Origin of the sequence: Rubritalea profundi (assembly GCF_002954445.1) — a bacterium.
GTDB classification, from domain to species: Bacteria; Verrucomicrobiota; Verrucomicrobiia; order Verrucomicrobiales; family Akkermansiaceae; genus Rubritalea; species Rubritalea profundi.
The window spans coordinates 3,718,875-3,734,347 of sequence record NZ_MQWA01000001.1; the positions used below are offsets into that span (position 1 = coordinate 3,718,875).

Genomic DNA, 15,473 nt, shown 5'->3' on the forward strand with positions numbered 1-15,473 from the left:
GTAATGAAGACAACTCGACGCAGTTTTCTAAAGAGTGCTAGCACTGCCAGTCTAGCGTTGCTCTTTTCTCATTGTAGAAAGTCAGATGAAGCTCAGTTATTTACCGAGAGCGAGAGAGTTGATAGCTATTGGTCTGGAATTGGTTTCGGTATCGAAATGAGTGCGGAGTGGTATAATGTGGATAAGAATTGCTTACCACAGATCCATGCTATGATTGAGCAAACGATCCAAGAATTGGAATCGGCATTCAGTCTCTATAGTGATTCATCCGAGTTAAGTAGGCTCAATAGTGGTCGCGCGTTAAGTAATCCTTCGAAAATATTCACAGAGTTATTTGTTATCTCAAAGAAACTGGTTGAGCGGACTTCGGGACTTTGTCAGCCAGCAATCCATGGCGCGTGGAATGCTATAGAGAGTAAACCATTTTCAACTAACTGGAAGCAACGAGTTCAAGCTGCATCGCTCGATTTCATTCAATTCGATGGAGAGAGTATAAAGCTCACGAATAGACTAACAGAGGTAAGTTTCAACGCCCTGGTTCAGGGTTTTTTGACTGACAAAGTAGCTCAGGCAGCTAGGGAATTAGGGATGACTAACGCACTTTTACATCTAGGGGAATCCTATGCTATTGGCAAACATCCAGAAGGACGAGATTGGTCGCTTGCTGTGATGGGAACCCCTCATGGTGAAGAGGTAGATCTCGTAGGCACCATGGAGTTTGCCGATGCTGGGCTGGCTGTTTCTACACACGACACATCGCGAAAGTTAGTCAATCCGCTCACGGGCGAGGTATTACAGCATGATCGAGTAGTCGCTGTGGTGAGTAGTGAGGGTGCGACTGTAGCAGACGCCTTCGCCACAGCATTTGCTGTTGCCAATAAATCGCAATGGGAACAACTCTACGATTCTCTGACACTCAATAAAGTTGGAGTAGTCAAAGTTTGGCAGAAGAATCAGCTCGTTTTTGAGCGCGCTTGAAGTTCGGCATTGAATGCTGCTTCATCGAGAACTTTGACCCCGAGCTGCTCGGCTTTTTCAGCTTTTGATCCAGCTTTTTCACCAGCTAACAAGTAGTCGGTGTTTTTTGAGATCGAGCCAGAGACTTTGCCGCCGAGCGATTCGATTTGTTTTTTGAATGCTGGTCTTGGTTTGCTTAGTGCGCCTGTGATGACAAATGTTTTTCCACTGAAAATGAGCGCACTGGTGTCTACCTCTGAAGGCTTTGGTGCGTAGTTTTCTGATCGTGGCTGAATTCCTAAGCTAGCGAGTTTGTGGAGCACGTGCTTGCCTGCCTCAGACTGGAAGAAGCCGCGAATGGATGCTGCCGCAACTGGACCCAAATTGTCATCAATTTGGTATTCCGATAGAAGCGGGTGGTTTTCCTTTTTCCGTTTAGATATACTGAGTTCTTCAAAGTCTGGAAGATCTGCCAGAGCGGCTATGACTGAGCTGTCTGGAATTTCAGCGAGAGATGGGTGGAGTCTTGCCATTTCCTGAGCTGCAGACTCACCTATGTTTCTAATACCCATAGCATAGAGCCAGAGGTGGAGAGGCTTTGATTTCGCTTGATTGAGTGATTCTAGTACCTTGGTAGCGCGCTTTTCGCCAAAGATTCTAGGTTCGAACTTGGTGCCAAGGTTGAGTTCGCTAAAGGTGATGAGGTCGAGATCGAACAGGTCGAGCGGGGTTTTGACTAGCCCAGTATGCACAACGGCTTCAGCTACTGAGGTGCCGAGTCCATCGATATCGAGAGCCTTGCGCGAGGCGAATTGTTTGATACTTGTGATTGCCTGGGCTGGGCAGATGAAGTTAGTGCAGCGCCATGCGACCATGCCTTTTTCTTGGGAAATAGGGGAGGAGCACGACGGGCAGATTCCATTGACGGCATCAAAGAGAGAGTATGGCGTGGCTCCAGTCGGGCGTTTTTCTTTAATGACTTTCACCACGGCTGGGATGATTTCACCGGCCTTTTCGATGATGACTGTGTCGCCAATATGGATATCCTTGCGCTCGATTTCCTCTTGGTTGTGGAGTGTGGCGCGTGAGACTGTGGTTCCTGAAACCAAAACAGGAGTGAGCTCTGCTACTGGAGTGAGGACGCCTGTGCGGCCGACTTGGATAGTGACCGAGTTGATGGTGGTTTCAGCTTGTTCTGGTAGAAACTTGTAAGCTGCAGCCCAGCGCGGAGCTCTAGAGGTGAATCCTAGTGCCTCGCGGGTGGCGCGATCAATCACTTTAACCACTGCTCCATCAGTCGCGTAGTCTAGGTTGTGGCGAAGTGTGTTGAGGTGGTTTACAGCGGAGATCAGTCCATCAAGGGTGTCGGCCACTTGGACTGGAGTATTGCGCGGAATATTTAGCGTATCTAGCAGCTTATGAAAGTCGTCCTCCGTGGGGAGACCTGGACCATCGTAAGCGCCGAGTCCGTGGGCGAGGAAGTCAAGTGGTCGTTTGGCGACTTCACGTGAGTCGAGCAGCTTGATGGTGCCGGCGGTGGCATTGCGCGGGTTGGCGAAGCTAGGTAGGCCTTCGGCATCGCGGTCTTCATTCATTTTGGCAAAGCCACTCTTCGGCATAAAGATCTCACCACGGACCTCGAGCAGCGCTGGTGCGGTTGAGCCAAGTTTGAGTGGGATCGAATTGATTGTGCGGACATTGTCGGTGACCACATCGCCGCGCTTGCCATCGCCGCGAGTGGCTGCATAGTCTAGTGAGCCATTACGATAAACTAGTGTCACGGCGACTCCATCGAGTTTTGGTTCAATAATTACTGGGATAGTCGTCGTTCCGAGGTTTTTCTGCAGTCTTTGGTAGAAGGTGATGAGCTCTTCTGTAGGCTTAGATAGACTGGTTAAAGTTTCATCGAGCGTTTTAAAATATTCATAAACGAGATTCAATCTTGGTGTGAAATTTTCTATTTTATTTTTTGGATTAGCTAAATATTTAGACTTCCTCTCAGCTTCAAGTTTAAGACGTCTTTTTTCATCATTTTCACTGTCTTGTATTTGTTTTTCTGAGAATTCGAACACGTCATCGATCGAAAGCATGGGGACGAGGTGCTCGATGTTTTCAAAGGAATCGAGAGGTGCTCCACCAACACGGAGTGTCGGCGAGTTCGGATCAACGAACTGCGGGTGGGATTTTTCAAGGTTTTCGAGCTCACGGTAGAGCGAATCATACTCGGAGTCGGAGACTTCTGGTTGCGCCTCTTGGTAATAGAGGGCATTGTGCCTATCGAGTTCGTTCGCTAGCTGAACCATCCGCTCTGCAGGGGAGTTTGGCGGGGTTTCTTGTGAGATTGATGCGAAGAGGTCGAGTTCGTCCATGGGAATACTTGTGAAGAGTCCAATCGACAGATGCAACTGGTAAGATTCAAAAAATTACAATTTGAAAGGATCCACAAGGAGTTAGCTTCGCATGCTGTTGGCCAAGTCTTTCTTGGCTACTGCTAGAAGAGTTTTCAATTTCTTTTGTTGAAATTCGAGATCATGCACAGATTGTAACTTTTTCTCAATATTGGAACCTTTAAACCATGATTCCACAGTTGCGACCTCTACAGAATTGTCGCTAACTATTGATTTTTTATCACCCTGAAGAATCATGATGCGGTGCTTGCAGTGTTGACCGTTTTCACCAGCTCGGCACGAACAGAATGCTGACAACTCACTGGGTGAATTCTTAATAAAACGCACAGTGTATGGTTCAGGAGAAGAGCCTAATACTTCAAATGTGATCTTTTCCATAAGGGGAATTTGTGACTGAGCAAAGTGGAAATTTCAATCAGAAAGCAATGACTTGATAGGTCTATCACCAAAAATGATAATAAGTGGAGTTTTATCGATTTCCATCTGCTAGAGAATATGAGATAGCTTGCACGAGTCATGCAAAACCCACGCGAACGAGAAGATCACCACATAGCAAGCAAGCGAGATGAACGATCCTTTTGGACAATGGTTGGGCTGGCGGCTCAAAATGCGTTCAATGATAAGGCTGCTCAATTTTTCCTAATCCCGCTGGCCGCCTGGTTGGTAATCCAAAGTGGTGCTGGGGGTGGAGGTAATATGAAATATATTTTGGGAGCCTTGATTGTAGCTCCGTTTATCTTGCTCTCACCTTTAGCTGGCTGGCTTTCGGATCGTTTTAGTAAGACATGGGTTCTGCGTGCTGGGATGGTGTTGCAGTTGGTGGTTTTGGTAATGATCACATTCTCTGTCTTTCTTCAGAATTTGAGCATTGGAATCTTTGGTTTCTTCTTGCTCGCGGTTCAGTCGACATTGTTGAGTCCTGCGAAGAAGGGCTTGGTCAAGGAAATGGTCGGAAGCGAGCGACTGGGTTTCGCCAGTGGGGTGTTAGAGATGGCTTCTGTGCTGGCTATCTGTGTGGGCCAGATTGTGAGTGGATTTTGGTTCGATAGCCGTTTGGCTGTTTCTCAAGATGGTTGGGACGCAGCATTGACTCCTCTGATGATTATCACCGTAATGGCCATCCCCGCTGTGTTGTTTTCGTGGTCCTTGAAGTACTACCCGTCGCCCTCGTCTAGACCATTTAAGGCTAAAATTCTTTGGGAGCATGTTGGGCAGCTAGGAGATTTATTTAAAGATAGAAGGTTGAAGTGGGCTGGGCTTGGCGTGTCGTTCTTTTGGTTCTTTGGCGGTTTTATAAACCTAGCAGCTGTACAGTTGGCCGAGGAACTGACTGGTGGAGGTCAGGGGTTTGGCTCTGAAATGGCTTGGTTCCTAGCTGCAGCTAGTGGAGGTATTGTGCTTGGTGGGGTGATTGGCTCTCTTAGTTGTCGCCGAAATATTGAATTAGGATTAGTTCCGATTGGCTGTTTATTGACATTTCTAGGGTGTGTGTTGATGGCGATGAGTCCGCTGGATTCTATTTGGCTTAAAATCTGGATGATCTTCACTGGTGCTGGGGCCGCTATCTTCTTGGTGCCCTTGAATGCCCACTTCCAGGATGTTTGTGATCCGAATAAGCGTGGACGCATATTGGCTGGTTTAAACTTACTGGATTGTTTGGCTGGAGCTGGAGCGGTGGCTTTCCAGTTGTTGCTGAGTAAGCTAGGGGTCAGCATGGCGGGGCAGTTTCTCAGCATGGCGGCTCTATGTTTGATCGTCACAGGTTTTTCTACCAAGCTGCTACCTCAGCACTTTATCCGTTTCACTATGTTGAGTGTGTTGCGTATTTTTTACCGTCAGAAGGTGCTGCATGCAGAGCGTATGCCAGAGTCCGGGGGAGTTTTGTTAGTGCCAAACCATGTGACCTATATCGATGCCTTTATCCTCACCGCTGCAAGCCCACGGCCGATTCGTTTTTTGATGCACGATAGCTACTTTGAGAAGGATGGGATTTTGCGGCATTTCGTGAAACTTTTCGACACCGTTCCGATTTCTGCCCACAAGGCAAAAGAGGCGATAGCTATTGCCGCTGAAGCTGTTGCTGAGGGCTCGGTTGTTTGTATTTTCCCTGAGGGGCAATTGACTCGCAGTGGTGCTATGAATGAGCTGAAGCGAGGTTTTGAAATGATTGCCCGCAAAGCAAAATGTCCAGTGATGCCAGTTTATATGGATGGCCTTTGGGGGTCAATTTTTTCTTACGAACGTGGCCGGATGTTTAAGAAGATTCCCTATAGTGTTCCTTATGGTGTGACGGTTGCGTGGGGGGAGCCAATCTTGCCCCGCATTGCGAGTTCAGTGGCTGTGAGGAAAGCTCTCCACCAACTCTCGTCGGAATCTATAGAAATGCGTGATATTTTGGTTCATCCATCGCGACTATTAGCTAAGAAGTTTGAGTTGCTCGATGGAGATAAGAACGCTTTTACCGCAATGTTAGATGAAGTGAAGGCGATGAATGACGGACAGCAGCGCGCTTTGATTACCAATGCGCTCCAGGTCGCTGAAAGTCCGGCGTTTAGCAAACGAGGTGTCATTGTTGTCGATTCAAAGGATGAAACAGCGCTGATTTTTGCCATTGGTTTACCTCTGGTGCATCAGGTCCGAGTGCTTTTAGCGGACGAATACACATCGGTGAGCCACTTAGAAGAATGGAATCTGACCTTCCCAGTGGAGGCGTATATCGGTGGAGAGAGTTTGCGGCTTAAGGTGGCAAAGCTTCACCCGAATGAGGGGATATTCTATCACACCGGAGGCCTGCTAGACCATGATGCCGACGTTCCTTGTTACCCTGTAGGTGTTCTGAATGGGAAAGTCATTGCCTTGTCTACGGAGCACCCGAATGCTGTGACGACAACCAATCAATTTCAAGCGGGATGGAAAGAGGGCAGTGTGGGCAGGCTACTACCTGGTTTCGCCTACGAAGATGGAGATTTCGAGCACTTAAAGATTTCAAGCATCGTGTTTGGTGTCGATGGTGACAACCAAGTCGAGACTCGTGCGACAATGGATGTAGAAGGTTTCCTCTACCTGTGAGTTTTGCCGCGCCGTCTAAACCGAACGTAGAACCAAGCGAGAACAGCAATTCCTAATAGAAGGCTTATTGCCCAGATGAAGCAAAACTCACTACCTGCATAGCTAGCCTGCAGGGTGAAGGGGTTGTTAAAATACGTTTTGAGCGGGATCGTCCAGACGAGGCTACTTGATGATGAATCGAAAGTGTCTGCATTATGGGAGTCTGGAGCCATCGGGGTATTGAGAATATAGCGAAATTCAGCGTCGCCAAGAATAGCCCCATTTTTGATCTTACCCTTAAATAAAGGGCTGAGGTCGAGCTCACGGTGGTAGTCTATCCCTCCGACATTGATGCCCGCATCAATATTACCTAGCAGCGCGCATATCATTTCGAGACTTTCTTCGTTAGCTTCAGATGAGTCATCTTGATCATCAAAGTAGGCTTGTTCTGAGAGGACGATCCGTTCTAAATCGAATGCTGAGTCGAAACGAATATGGAGTTTGAGTGCTTGGCAATAATTCCCATGGGCGCATGAGTTGTTCTCAATGATGGAAATTCCTCGGTGCCTCGCTGCGATCTCACCGAGCAATGAATTAACTTCAACGGCATCTTTTCTTGAGAACGCTTTATAGGGTAGGATGAAATGGACTCGGATGTCTCCCGAACCATCACTGTTGATCGTTATTTCTTCTTCACCATCGATTTTACAGCCTGTGAGTAAAACGAGGCTAAAAATGAGGATTAGGAAGTGAAGTAGAAAGGTTTTCATCGGAGTGTGGATGGAACTTGCTGCTGGTTTAGCTCGATTGCAAGCTCATCTAATACCACTTAGCACTTCAAAAGAAACGAATCGCCCAGTTTCCACATAAATGTGAAGCATAAACAGCATTAAGACATCAAATCGAACATTGGTTTCTTTTGAAGTGCTAGGTGGCATAAGCGACAGCTTTATCACATAGCACTTGATAATCTAGCAGTTGGCGGGTAATTCCATGGTATGAAAATAAGTGAGTTGAATACCCCAGTTACTGAAGTTGAAGGCCTTACTGTGGCTCAAGTTGAGGAATTAGCTGTGCATGACTGGCACTATAAAATTCTTGATTTGATCTTTGGGGGTAATTCGGACATTGGGCTTGCTCAGCAGCTAGTAGTCAATTTTGTATTGTTTGCGATTGTTTTAGCGGTTGCAGTAGCAGCCTATTTCATCACACGTAAAATCATTTATGGTGCAGTAGCTAAGATCGTAAGAGCCACTCCAAACAATTGGGATGACGAGTTACTCAAATCGAAACTTTTCACCTGGGTGTCACTCTTAGTGCCTGTGGCTATTGTTTTGGAAACAGCGCTTCTTGTTTTTGATGGAGATGCATTTGGAGCCGATAAACAGAACTCAATAATTGTAGGAATCGGGGAAATCTTACTTATTGTCTCACAGGTCACCGCTATCGTGTTAATCATGTTTTCCTTGATGTCGGTATTGAACATCATAGAGAGAATCTACAATCGCTATGAAGTGTCGAAGAAGTTGCCTTTGAAGAGTTTCTTGCAGGTGATCAAAGTGGTAATCTTCACAGTAAGCCTGATCTTTATCATCTCTAGTGTGATGGGTAAGTCGCCATTGTTTATATTCTCAGGACTGGGCGCTGCGACAGCAATTCTCATGTTGATTTTTAAAGACGCTATTTTGGGATTAGTCGCAGGTATTCAGCTTTCTGCAAATCAGATGGTGTCGGTCGGTGACTGGATCGAGATGCCTAAGTTTGGTGCCGACGGAGAGGTGGAAGAAGTGGCTCTCACGACGGTCAAGGTTTGTAACTGGGACAAGACGGTCACCACAGTCCCTACCTATGCATTGATCTCAGATAGCTTCAAAAACTGGAGTGGCATGAGCGAGAGTGGTGTGCGCCGCATGAAGCGTGCGATGCATTTCGATATGCAGTCGGTCAGAGTACTCAAGCCAGAGGAAATTGAAAAAATGCGTCAGATCACATTGCTGAAGGACTATATCATTTCAAAAGAAGCTGAAATTACAGCTTGGAATACAGAACAGGGGGTTACTTCACACGAGCTAGTCAACGCCAGAGCTCTTACCAATATTGGAACCTTCCGAGCTTACGTTGTTGAGTACCTCAAGAGTCATCCAAATATCGATGAAGCAGAAACAATTCTCGTGCGCCATCTCTCACCGGGTGATAATGGCTTACCTATCGAGATCTATGCATTCAGCAATGATAATGCGTGGGTGAATTTTGAGGGGATTCAGAGTGATATTTTTGACCACCTCATGGCAATTACTCCGGAGTTCGGTCTTCGACTTTTCCAGCGTCCTAGTGGCTTGGATCTGAGTTCCACTCGTTTTGCTGATTGATTAGATTGCTGGTCATATAATCGTCTCCTGAGCTGTCGATCTGTTAAGGGTTGCCAATTATTGCGACACTTGCTCTGGCGCGTGGCGCGTGGCATGTGGCGTATGGCTCGTAGTAATGCTCTGATTAATAAGCTTTCAGATGAGGAATGCTCTTAGTGCCTCGATTGTTATTTTCACAAATATTACCATTTGAGTGGTTATGCCACTTAGTGAATCAAAATTGACAAATGGTGTTTTTGGGACTTTTAGGAAGATGTGCTTCGCTGAATAAGTGGCTGCGGCGCGCTTTCTTGATAAATCAGCGTTTCTCCTCAGTCATGGTGCCCTCTCCTGCGGCAGAGGCTGTGGCAGGCAAGCTCCATGCTGTGAAAAGGTACCTTCACCTTCTAGCCGAAGAATTCCGATGTTTCGTCAACGGGTTAAATATGCTGGCTTCCACCTTAAAGTTCGTCGCGTAGTGTGAAATACGATACAACTAACTTGCTTACTCCTAATCTTCCTGTTAGGTTGCTTGTTATGTTAGTGCGAGTTTTTTCGGCGGCCTTATCAGGTGTGGATGCGATAGAGGTGGATGTGGAGGTGAATCATATCAAGCGCGATAAATTCAGCATGTCATTGGTTGGTTTACCCGATGCCGCAGTGAGGGAGAGTTCGCAGAGGGTGCTTAGCGCCATTGATAATAGTGGATTACTCTTTGGCAAGGGAATCAACACAGTGAATTTAGCTCCGGCTGATTTAAAGAAAGAAGGTCCCAGTTTTGACCTGCCAATAGCTTTGGCGATGGCTGCTGTTGGTATGGAGAAAGAGATCTCCTTTTTTGATCGATATTGTATTGTGGGTGAACTTGCTCTAGATGGTGCTGTGCGTTCAGTGAAAGGGGTGATATCTATTGCGTTAGAAGCTAAAAAATGTGGGCGCACTAGACTCATCGTGCCGACTATGAATGCTGAAGAGGCTGCGGTTGTGGAGGGGGTTGAAGTGTATGGAGTAGATAGCTTACACCAAGCATGGTTGCTCATTACTGGAGACCTCCTTCAGCCTCCATTGTCGATAGATCGAGATGCTTTTATGAAGGGACACCTGCGTACACTCGATGATTTGTGCGATGTGAAGGGACAACATCAGGTCAAACGCGCACTCGAAGTCGCTGCAGCAGGGGGCCACAACATTCTTATGGTTGGGCCTCCTGGAACTGGCAAATCGATGATAGCCAAACGCATCGCCACCATTCTTCCTGACATGAATATTGGTGAAGCGATAGAGACGACCAAGATTCATTCAGTATCTGGAAAACTCAACGGAACGGGATCTTTCATTGTTTCAAGACCTTATAGATCACCTCACCACACCATTTCTGATGCAGGTTTGTTAGGAGGCGGGACGAACCCGAGGCCTGGTGAAGTAAGTCTGGCGCATAATGGCGTGCTATTTCTTGATGAACTACCTGAATTTAGACGTCAAACCCTCGAAGTGTTGCGCCAACCGCTGGAGGATAGAGAAGTATGTATTTCTCGTGCTGCTGGATCAGTCACATTTCCATGTAATTGCATGTTAGTCGCTGCGCTTAATCCTTGCCCGTGCGGCTACTACGGTGACCTCAAACGTGAATGTCGTTGCTCCCCCCCTCAAATCGAGAAATACCGACAGAGGATAAGCGGTCCGTTACTAGATAGGATAGATATCCATGTAGAAGTTCCAATGATCGAATATAGGGAACTCCGTAGCGGCGATGGAGGTGAGCGTTCTGAAGAGGTGAAGAAACGGGTGGTAAGTGCACGTCAGCGGCAGCAATCGCGCTATGCTGAACACGATAGCATTTATTCGAATAGCATGCTTCCTAGTCGATTGATGGAGGAATATTGTGGAATTGACGAAGAAACATCCAATTATCTAGAGCAAACGATGAGTGAGCTGAATTTCTCAGCCCGCGCACATGACAGAATTCTCAAGGTGGCTAGAACGCTGGCAGACCTAGAAGGGGTCGAAAGTATCGCAGTCCACCACGTTATGGAGGCTGTTCAATACAGAACTCTTGATCGTAAATTGATGATGTGATGCTTGTATGTTTTTTTAACAGTCAGATGAAATGGAGTATTTTAGGTGCTCTAATGAGGCATCTCCCCGTAACTTTTTGCCACCGATCAAAGGTCTAAGGCCTACTAAAGTGTTCCCAACCACCATCGAGCTTAGTGGGGGGAATAGAGGGTTCTTTGACGATTCCTATGCGGGCTAGCGGTGGAAAAGAGGAGGGCCAATCCGAGCCAAGGCGCTCCACCATGTCTGGCGAGACTGTGAAAAGTAGTTCGTAGTCTTCGCCATCGCTGAGGGCTTGGTTGATAGTGCAGTTTTTAGAGCAAGGGATAGAAGACAGATCTACCTCGTAGCTGACATCGCTGAGCTTTGCCATACGAGGAAGATCTTTGGCTAAGCCATCGGAGAGGTCCATCATGGCGCTGGGTTTACAGTTTTCTACTAGCCACTGGGCCGGCTGTAATCTTGGTATAAAGTCGAGGTGCTTGCCTACGAGGGAGCCGCCTAGTTTTCCGGTGAGGTAAATCGCGTCGGCAACATTGCATGTACTGCGCAATACGAGTTTGCTGGCTTGTACGTGTCCAGTGGCGGCTACTGAAATGACATTGGCTGAGCCAGTGGGTGCGGATGAGGTTTCTCCACCGACGATAGAGAGTTGGAAGGCGTCAGCGCATTTTTGCATGCCAACATAAAGGGCGTCTAACCAGTCGACTGTTGTGTCAGGAGTGAGCACGAGTGTGACGACAAAGGCGTGGGGTGTGCCGCCCATGGCTGCGATGTCACTGACGACGCGGGCGATCGCTTTCCAGCCGACACGCTCGCCACTTTCGTTGGGATAAAAGTGAACACCTTCTACTACGCAGTCCGTCTTTAGCAGTTGGAGATCGCCGCTTGGGAGGGTGATTACAGCGCAATCATCTCCAGGTCCAACGAGCACATCCTCTTGCTGCACTAGGCGGCGAGTGACACGACTAATGAGCTGGTCTTCAGAGCTGTCGCCGAGCTTCATAGTTGGTCACCCATTGTGAGCATGAAGAAGACATTGATGGTGTTGAACAGACCATGGCAGAGGATGCAGGCCCAGATGCTACCGCTTTTTTCATAAAGAATAGCGAGTAGGATGCCGAACAGTGAGAGGGGGATGACTGCCCAGATTTGGCCATGGATGGCTCCAAAAATAACGCCTGTAAAGATGGCGGCGACAACGGGCTCGGTGTAGCGCTTAATAACAGGATAGAGGTAGCCTCGGAATACGATTTCTTCAGCAATGGGAGCAATGACGCAGGCTCCGAGTATCATGATAAGGAGTTTTTGGTTTTCCTGGCTAGCGATCATTTCGTCGACGATCTGTTGGTTCTGTTGTTCGCCAAGACGAGCACTTAACCATTCTTCTATGCCTAGATATGACAGAGCTATACTGAGAATATAGACGGCGATGTAGGCAACCACAGTCCACGTGATCACTTGCACAGGATGCCTTGGGTGTAGCCCGAGGGCGTCTGGGAGTAGGCCTCGCTGTTGATAGATCACTAATACGATGCCAGCCATTAAGGAGATAATCGCAAAATTGGCGATTAGCATCATGGGGGTAAGGTCAGTGCCGCTAGGGTCTTGATACGGCAAAACTAATGAAAGAGAGAAGGGTAGGGTAACTAACAGGCAGCCCACGATGTCCGCTGGCCCCAGTCCCACGGTACTCACCTTGCCTATCTGATTCCACTGTAGGTTCGGCGAGGCCTTGCGCAGCCGGCCGTGGATCAAGCCAGCAAGGACGACGGCAATCACACAGATGAGCGCAATATCTTGCAGGATGATGTGACCGAATTCCCCTTGGCTGAGTGCGAGTAAGTTCATTACTTAGACTTCTGCAACGAGAGTTGGAGCATCGATCCATTTGTCGTGCTCTTTGATGAGATCGATGAGTTGGTCGACGGCTTCAGCCTCGGGGATGTTGAATTTCACTGGGGTCTTGTTGACGTAGAGGTTGATCTTGTTCGGAGCACCACCGACGTAGCCGAAATCAGCGTCAGCCATTTCACCTGGGCCGTTGACGATGCACCCCATCACAGCGATGCGAACACCTTTGAGATGGCCAGTGGCTTCGCGGATTTTCTGGGTGGTTTCTTGCAGGTTGAAGAGCGTGCGTCCGCAACTCGGGCAAGCGACATAGTCGGTTTTGAAAATGCGTGTTCCTGCAGCTTGGAGGATGTTGTAGGATAGTCGGAGCGATTGGCCGGGGGCTTGTTCGCCCTGGATGATGATGGCATCGCCGATACCATCGCACAGTAGGGAACCTAAATTTCTAGCAGCGGTTAGCAGTATGTCTTGGAAAGCCTTATTCTCATCTGTGGATGGGTGGAAGGTGTCCTTGAGCAAGATCGGGTGGTGGGCATCGAGCTTGCATGCCAGCAAGCGGTAGGCGTGAATCACCGCCATCGGGTGTCCATCGCGGATCGTGACGAGCTGTGGCACTGACTGGGCATTGATTTGAGCAATTGAGGCATTGTCCTCGGGGTCGACTTCTACGACGCCGGATTTTTCGATGACGATTTCTGGCTGGAAGTCACCCAGTTTGTCGAGCTTGTGTGAGAGAGCATCGTATTTTTCCTGAGAGGTGAAAACGCGAACAGTGTTTGCCGCTCCGAGCTTGTGGCCATTGATCGTGACTTCTTTGCTGCTGCGGCGGTTGTAGCTAAATGGGTCGTAGCTCAGTGTCCCTTGTTGTTGGTTCTGTGGGTCGTGAGGGAGGTGGGAGTCGGCTACATTGTCGACCAGTGCCATGGCTACAGGGATTTCTCTCACTGCATCTTCGGTGAGTGACACGCGGATGGTGTCGCCCACGCCGTCTGCAAGAAGGGAACCAATGCCGATGGCGGATTTGATCCGGCCATCTTCGCCATCACCAGCTTCTGTGACACCGAGGTGGATCGGGTAGTTCCAGTCAGATCCCTCAGCGTAGAGGCGAGCGACGAGCAGGCGGTAGGCCTCGATCATGACCTTCGGGTTGGAGGCCTTCATCGAGAAAAGGAAGTTGTGGTAGTCGTTGTCACGGGCGATGCGTGCGAACTCGAGAGCGCTCTCGACCATCCCGAGTGGGGTGTCGCCGTAGCGATTCATGATGCGATCGGACAGCGATCCGTGGTTGGTGCCGATGCGCATGGCGCGGTTCTTTTCCTTACAAAGCTTGACCAGCGGGGTAAATTTCTCGCGGATACGCACGAGTTCGTCTTCGTATTGATCGTCCGAGTACTCGCGGATTTCAAATTTCTTTTTATCGACGTAGTTGCCTGGGTTGATGCGAATTTTCTCGACCCACTTGGCGGCTTCGAGCGCGGCATCTGGTTTAAAATGGATGTCGGCTACGAACGGCACGTTACAACCCGCAGCACGGACTTCACGAACGATGTTCTCTAAATTCTCAGCGTACTTGCTCGTCTGAGCAGTGATGCGAACGAGCTCGCAACCGGCTTCAACGAGCTCAAGAATTTCTTTCACACAGCTAACCGTATCGCGAGTGTCTGAGGTAATCATCGACTGGATGCGAACCGGGTTGTTCCGTCCAAATGTAAGATTTCCAACAGTAATTTCGCGGGAGAATCGACGCTGGTAAGCGAAGAGATCCGGGCAGTATTGTAGAGCTGAGTGAGTAGTTTCGGTCATGATAGGTTAGGGTATAAACTAGTTTGGCCGTGACGTCCAAAGTAAGCGTTAGGTTTTTTTAAGGGTGAGTGTCTGTGGTTCTATTTTTTTTCGCCCATGGTGTCGCCCATGGTGTCGCCCATGCGTGCGTAGAGTTCTTGGCAGTTGGCGCTGTGTTCTAGTAGGTCGCTGGAGAGTTGGACTTTGGCAGGTTGGAAGATGGTGATGGTGGAGGAACCACCGAAGGCGAAGTAGCCTTTCTCGTCGCCTTTTGCGATCGCTTGATTCGCTTGGTAGGTCTGGAGGATAGAGCCTACGCAGGTGGCTCCAATTTCTAGAATGAGGACTTTGCCGAGATCGGGGGTGTCGAGGACTGTGCAGGTGCGTTTATTTTCCCACATGTAGCTGAGGTTTTGGCGCAGTGCGATGGGGGAGACTGAGAAGAGTGGGCCGTTGATCACACGGGTTTCACCGGGGGTGCCTACGCAGGGGAAATGGAAACGGTGGTAGTCGACCGGGCAGAGGCGCGAGAGCACCAGGCTGCCGCCTTTGAATTGTTGGTAGAGTGCGTCGTCGTCGATCAGCGCCCGGAGGTCCCATTTCTGGCCTTTGATGAAAGCTCCAGCGATGTCCTCGGCATTTTCAAATCCTAGATGGCGACCATCGGCTGGGAAGACGAGATCGGTGTCAGCGATCGGGCGGGCGCTGGGCTTGAGCTTGCGGTAGAAAAATGCGTTGAAGTGAGGGTAGCTTTCTGGTGTGTCTAGAAAGTCGTCTACGTTCATTTGGTAGTCATCGATGAATGGAGCTACTTTCTCTTTAGTTTTCGGATGGTCCATGCGTCGGCCGTACCACGCTGAAAAGAAGGGACGCTTGACGAAAGCGTGGAGGGCGATTTTGCCGAGCGGGTTGCCGTAGGCCCATTTTAGGAAAGATTCTCCGTAGACTTGTTCGGTTTCGGTGCTATCGGTATAACGATTATAGAAAGTAATAGGCTCCACGCCACGTAGTGTGGGGCAGA

At 48.7% G+C, this 15,473-nt stretch carries 11 protein-coding genes; 4 read left to right on the top strand and 7 right to left on the bottom strand.

Annotated elements, in window-relative coordinates:
• The first annotated feature begins 3 nt into the window (after nucleotides 1-3).
• Nucleotides 4-978 carry an FAD:protein FMN transferase gene (locus BSZ32_RS16270; protein WP_105044392.1) on the top strand — a complete coding sequence of 325 codons (975 nt, stop codon included), beginning with the start codon at nucleotides 4-6 and terminating at the stop codon, nucleotides 976-978.
• On the opposite strand, the gene ligA is transcribed toward BSZ32_RS16270, so the two are convergent.
• Together ligA and BSZ32_RS16280 are read right to left on the bottom strand one after the other, a co-directional pair.
• Nucleotides 954-3,326 carry an NAD-dependent DNA ligase LigA gene (gene ligA / locus BSZ32_RS16275; RefSeq protein WP_105044393.1) on the bottom strand — a complete coding sequence of 791 codons (2,373 nt, stop codon included), beginning with the start codon at nucleotides 3,324-3,326 and terminating at the stop codon, nucleotides 954-956. The two genes, BSZ32_RS16270 and ligA, sit on opposite strands and share 25 nt — an antisense overlap.
• 81 nt (nucleotides 3,327-3,407) lie before the next feature.
• Nucleotides 3,408-3,743: an SWIM zinc finger family protein gene (locus BSZ32_RS16280; protein ID WP_105044394.1), complete on the bottom strand. Its 336-nt coding sequence runs from the start codon at nucleotides 3,741-3,743 to the stop codon at nucleotides 3,408-3,410.
• A gap of 138 nt (nucleotides 3,744-3,881) precedes the next feature.
• Here BSZ32_RS16280 and BSZ32_RS16285 point away from each other — a divergent pair, with 138 nt between their 5' ends.
• On the top strand, nucleotides 3,882-6,434 hold the full coding sequence (locus tag BSZ32_RS16285; RefSeq protein WP_105044395.1) for an MFS transporter: 2,553 nt from the start codon (nucleotides 3,882-3,884) through the stop codon (nucleotides 6,432-6,434).
• Here the strand turns inward: BSZ32_RS16285 and BSZ32_RS16290 are convergent.
• The gene (locus tag BSZ32_RS16290; RefSeq protein ID WP_105044396.1) at nucleotides 6,425-7,183 is read right to left on the bottom strand and encodes a hypothetical protein; all 759 of its coding nucleotides are present in this window, start codon (nucleotides 7,181-7,183) and stop codon (nucleotides 6,425-6,427) included. The two genes, BSZ32_RS16285 and BSZ32_RS16290, sit on opposite strands and share 10 nt — an antisense overlap.
• Before the next feature lie 228 nt (nucleotides 7,184-7,411).
• Between BSZ32_RS16290 and BSZ32_RS16295 the strand changes: the two genes are divergently transcribed.
• Complete coding sequence (locus tag BSZ32_RS16295; RefSeq protein ID WP_105044397.1) at nucleotides 7,412-8,782, top strand: mechanosensitive ion channel family protein; 1,371 nt, start codon at nucleotides 7,412-7,414, stop codon at nucleotides 8,780-8,782.
• A gap of 516 nt (nucleotides 8,783-9,298) precedes the next feature.
• Nucleotides 9,299-10,837, top strand: coding sequence for a YifB family Mg chelatase-like AAA ATPase (locus tag BSZ32_RS16305; RefSeq protein WP_105044887.1), 1,539 nt, complete (start codon nucleotides 9,299-9,301; stop codon nucleotides 10,835-10,837).
• 94 nt (nucleotides 10,838-10,931) lie between these two features.
• Here BSZ32_RS16305 and BSZ32_RS16310 read toward each other — a convergent pair whose 3' ends face one another.
• The 4 genes from BSZ32_RS16310 to BSZ32_RS16325 all read right to left on the bottom strand — a co-directional run bounded on the left by BSZ32_RS16310 (nucleotide 10,932) and on the right by BSZ32_RS16325 (nucleotide 15,453).
• Nucleotides 10,932-11,822, bottom strand: a complete 891-nt coding sequence (locus tag BSZ32_RS16310; RefSeq protein ID WP_105044399.1) for a thiamine-phosphate kinase — start codon at nucleotides 11,820-11,822, stop codon at nucleotides 10,932-10,934.
• Nucleotides 11,819-12,667, bottom strand: a complete 849-nt coding sequence (locus BSZ32_RS16315; protein WP_105044400.1) for a CPBP family intramembrane glutamic endopeptidase — start codon at nucleotides 12,665-12,667, stop codon at nucleotides 11,819-11,821. The genes BSZ32_RS16310 and BSZ32_RS16315 overlap by 4 nt, the downstream gene beginning before the upstream one ends.
• Nucleotides 12,668-12,670: 3 nt before the next feature.
• Nucleotides 12,671-14,473, bottom strand: a complete 1,803-nt coding sequence (gene ispG / locus BSZ32_RS16320) for a (E)-4-hydroxy-3-methylbut-2-enyl-diphosphate synthase (protein ID WP_105044401.1) — start codon at nucleotides 14,471-14,473, stop codon at nucleotides 12,671-12,673.
• An 80-nt stretch (nucleotides 14,474-14,553) separates the two neighbouring features.
• Nucleotides 14,554-15,453, bottom strand: coding sequence for a phosphatidylserine decarboxylase (locus BSZ32_RS16325; protein WP_105044402.1), 900 nt, complete (start codon nucleotides 15,451-15,453; stop codon nucleotides 14,554-14,556).
• Nucleotides 15,454-15,473 lie beyond the last annotated feature (20 nt).

Coding starts and splice junctions, on each gene's coding strand:
- BSZ32_RS16305 (WP_105044887.1), top strand. CDS start 9,299: ATGTTAGTGCGAGTTTTTTCGGCGGCCTTATCAGGTGTGGATGCGATA.
- BSZ32_RS16310 (WP_105044399.1), bottom strand. CDS start 11,822: ATGAAGCTCGGCGACAGCTCTGAAGACCAGCTCATTAGTCGTGTCACT.
- BSZ32_RS16295 (WP_105044397.1), top strand. CDS start 7,412: ATGAAAATAAGTGAGTTGAATACCCCAGTTACTGAAGTTGAAGGCCTT.
- ispG (WP_105044401.1), bottom strand. CDS start 14,473: ATGACCGAAACTACTCACTCAGCTCTACAATACTGCCCGGATCTCTTC.
- BSZ32_RS16270 (WP_105044392.1), top strand. CDS start 4: ATGAAGACAACTCGACGCAGTTTTCTAAAGAGTGCTAGCACTGCCAGT.
- ligA (WP_105044393.1), bottom strand. CDS start 3,326: ATGGACGAACTCGACCTCTTCGCATCAATCTCACAAGAAACCCCGCCA.
- BSZ32_RS16290 (WP_105044396.1), bottom strand. CDS start 7,183: ATGAAAACCTTTCTACTTCACTTCCTAATCCTCATTTTTAGCCTCGTT.
- BSZ32_RS16285 (WP_105044395.1), top strand. CDS start 3,882: ATGCAAAACCCACGCGAACGAGAAGATCACCACATAGCAAGCAAGCGA.
- BSZ32_RS16315 (WP_105044400.1), bottom strand. CDS start 12,667: ATGAACTTACTCGCACTCAGCCAAGGGGAATTCGGTCACATCATCCTG.
- BSZ32_RS16280 (WP_105044394.1), bottom strand. CDS start 3,743: ATGGAAAAGATCACATTTGAAGTATTAGGCTCTTCTCCTGAACCATAC.